We start from the raw sequence: 3,324 nt of genomic DNA on the forward strand, positions 1-3,324 counted from the left end.
CTGCACGGGTCGGGCTGGGCGCTCGCCGTCGGGAGCGCGATGGTGGCGGCCGCGGCACCGCCGAGCAGGCAGGCGGCGAACGCGCCGCCGATTCCACGGCGCACGGTGGTTGCTGGGGATGTCATGTCGTGTCGTTCCTCGTGTCGTCGAGCCGGGCCCGGCCTTCGGACCCGCTGGTCAATTACCCGCCCGACGCACGCTCAACCGCACCGCGGCGTTTGCCGGACAGCGGTAGGTTCGAGCAGGTGAGGCTAACCGAATGTCTGCTCGCCCACGGCGACGACACCGCGGTGCTGACGTCGGCGCACACGCTGAGCTACCGCGACCTCGCCGGCCGGGTGGGCGCCGCCGCGCGCACGCTCGGACCCGACCGCAGACTCGTGCTCCTCGAGACCCGCAACGACGTCCACACCCTCGTGCACCATCTCGGCGCGCTGGCCGCCGGTCACGTCGTCCTCCCGGTCCCCGCGGGGCGCGACCACTCGGCGATCCTGCACACCTACGACCCCGACGTCGTGGTGACCGCGGACGGCGTGCACCACCGCCGCGACGGCAGCCGCCACGACCTGCACCCCGACCTCGCGGTGCTGCTGTCGACGTCGGGCAGCACCGGTTCGCCCAAGCTGGTCCGGCTCTCCCGCCGCAACCTGACCGCCAACGCCGCCGCCATCGCCGACTATCTCGACATCCGCCGAACCGACCGCGCCGCAACGACTCTGCCGATGTCGTACTGCTACGGCCTCTCGGTGGTGCACAGCCATCTGCTGCGCGGGGCCGGGCTGATCCTCACCGAGCGGTCGGTGGTCGACGACGACTTCTGGCAGCTGTTCTGCCGGCACCGCGGGACGACGTTCCCCGGGGTTCCCTACACCTTCGAACTGCTGGACCGCATCGGGTTCGATTCGATGGACCTGCCCGACCTGCGCTACCTCACCCAGGCCGGCGGCCGGCTGCCGCCCGAGCGGGTGCGCCGCTACGCCGCGCTGGCCGCCGACCGTGGCTGGCAGCTGTTCGTGATGTACGGCGCCACCGAAGCTACGGCCCGGATGGCTTATCTGCCACCGCATCTCGCGGCGACGCGGCCCACTTCGATCGGCGTGCCGATCCCTGGCGGATCGTTCTCCATCGAGCCCACCGACGGCTGGCCCGACGGCACCGGCGAGCTGGTGTACCGCGGCGACAACGTCATGATGGGTTACGCGCACAGCCCGGCCGACCTCGCGCTCGCGCCGGGCGGCGACACGCTACGCACGGGCGACATCGCCCGCCGCACCGCCGACGGCCTCTACGAGGTGATCGGCCGCCGCAACCGGTTCGTCAAGGTCTACGGTCTGCGCATCGACCTGCAGGCCGTCGAGTCCGCGCTCGCCGAGCGCGGGGTGAGCGCGCTGTGCACCGATCTCCACGACGGCCTGGCCGTCGCGGCGACCGGCCCGACGGACGGCGCCGCGCTGAGGCGTCTCACCGCCGAGGTCGCCGGCGTGCCCGCCGACACGGTGCGCGCGGCCACGGTGCCGGAACTCCCCCAGCTGCCGTCGGGCAAGCCCGACTACCCGGCCGTGCGGCTGCTGGCCGACCGCCCGCAGGATCCGCCCGACACCTCTGATCTGCGGTCCATCTTCGCCGACGTGCTGCAGATCGAGCCGGCGGCCGTCACCCCGGAGCGGAGTTTCGTCGACCTCGGCGGCAATTCGCTGTCCTACGTGACGATGTCGGTGCGCCTCGAGCGGGCACTCGGCCGGCTGCCCGCCGATTGGCAGCGCCTCGCGGTGCGGGACCTCGAGCGGGCCGGCCGGCCGCCGCGGCGACGGTGGGGCGCGACGCTGGAGACCAGTGTGGCGCTGCGCGCCGTCGCGATCGTGTTGATCGTCGGCTCGCACGCCGGGTTGTTCGAACTGTGGGGCGGGGCGCACCTGCTGCTCGGAGTGGCCGGCTACAACGTCGGCCGGTTCTGCCTGACACCGCTGCCGCGCCGCGAACGGCTGCGCCACCTACGGACCACCATCGCCTGGATCGCCGTCCCGTCGGTGCTGTGGGTGGCGCTGACACTGCTGTTCAGCGACCACTATCACGCGTCGAACCTGTTGCTGGCCAACAAGTTCCTCGGCCCGCACGACAGCATGACCGCGGGCCGGCTGTGGTTCGTCGAGGTGCTGGTGTGGATCCTGGTCGGGGTCGCGCTGCTGTGCGCGTCGACCGCCTTCGACCGGTGGGAACGGCGGTACCCGTTCGCGGTCGCCGCGGTGCTCCTGGGGTTCGGCGTCGCACTGCGTTACGACGTGCTCGGCCTGGACCTCGGCCGCGACGCCTGGTTCACGGTGCTGGCCTTCTGGTTCTTCGCGGCAGGCTGGGCCGCGGCGAAGGCGACGACGGTGTGGCAGCGCCTCGCCGTGACGTGTGTGGTGGCCGTCGGCCTGATCGGCTACTTCGGCGACCCGCTGCGGGAAGTGATGGTGCTGACCGGTTTCGCGTTGTTGATCTGGCTGCCTGCGATCCGCTGCCCGGCGGGCCTGACCGTGGTGGCCGGCGTGGTCGCCGAGGCGTCGCTGTACACCTATCTGACCCACTATCAGGTCTATCCGCTGTTCGACGGCCATCCCGCCGTCGGCGTCGTCGCCGCGGTCGCGGTGGGCGTGGCGCTCACCCAGGCGGTGACGATGCTGCGCAGGCGGCTACTCCCGGTTCGCGATCAGCCCCTCCTGAACCAGCGTGGCGGCGATGACGCCGTCGTCGCGGACCAGGCCGGCGGTGATCACGGCGCGGCCCCGCGCCGCGGCGGGTGAGGTCGATTCGAGCAGGTTCCAGTGGTCGGCGCGCACCGGTTGGTGGAACCACACCGAGGAGTCCGTGGTGCCGCTGCGGTGCGTGCGCGCCTGCATGGAGTGGCCGTGCGCCTGCAGCGCCGGATCGATCATGTACAGGTCGGTGACGTAGACGGCGACGAGGGTGTGGGTGAGCGGGTCGTCGGGCAGGTCGACGGTGGCGCGCCACCACATCCGCCGCACGAACAGATCATCCGAGCGTTCGTCGGCGAAGCGGATGTCGAGTTCGTCCAGCGGCAGCGACGGCGCGGGCCCCGGCGGCCCGGTCTGCGGCAGGGTGTCTGGATGGGCGGGCATCGCGGATCGCCGCCCGTGCTCGGGTCCGGCGATGGGGGCGGCGAACGACACGGTGGCGGTGGTGAGCAGGCGACTCCCCTGCTGCGAGTCGACCCGGCGCGCGGCGGCGGTGCGGCCGTCGAACACCGGCGTGACGGTGTAGTCCACCGGCTCGCCGGCCTCGCCGCCGCGCAGGAACTGCAGATGCATGTTGGTCGGCGGGCGG

At 72.3% G+C, this 3,324-nt stretch carries 2 protein-coding genes; one reads left to right on the forward strand and one right to left on the reverse strand.

Features of this window, described 5'->3' with window-relative positions:
* The first annotated feature begins 245 nt into the window (after positions 1–245).
* Positions 246–2,783: an AMP-binding protein gene (locus Q2100_RS30435; protein ID WP_302917012.1), complete on the forward strand. Its 2,538-nt coding sequence runs from the start codon at positions 246–248 to the stop codon at positions 2,781–2,783.
* Here Q2100_RS30435 and Q2100_RS30440 read toward each other — a convergent pair.
* Positions 2,673–3,324 (reverse strand): acyl-CoA thioesterase domain-containing protein (locus tag Q2100_RS30440; protein ID WP_302917013.1); only part of this gene is annotated, 652 nt, incomplete at its 5' end. The two genes, Q2100_RS30435 and Q2100_RS30440, sit on opposite strands and share 111 nt — an antisense overlap.

Origin of the sequence: Mycolicibacterium arseniciresistens, from assembly GCF_030519285.1 — a bacterium.
Taxonomy (GTDB): domain Bacteria; phylum Actinomycetota; class Actinomycetes; order Mycobacteriales; family Mycobacteriaceae; genus Mycobacterium; species Mycobacterium arseniciresistens.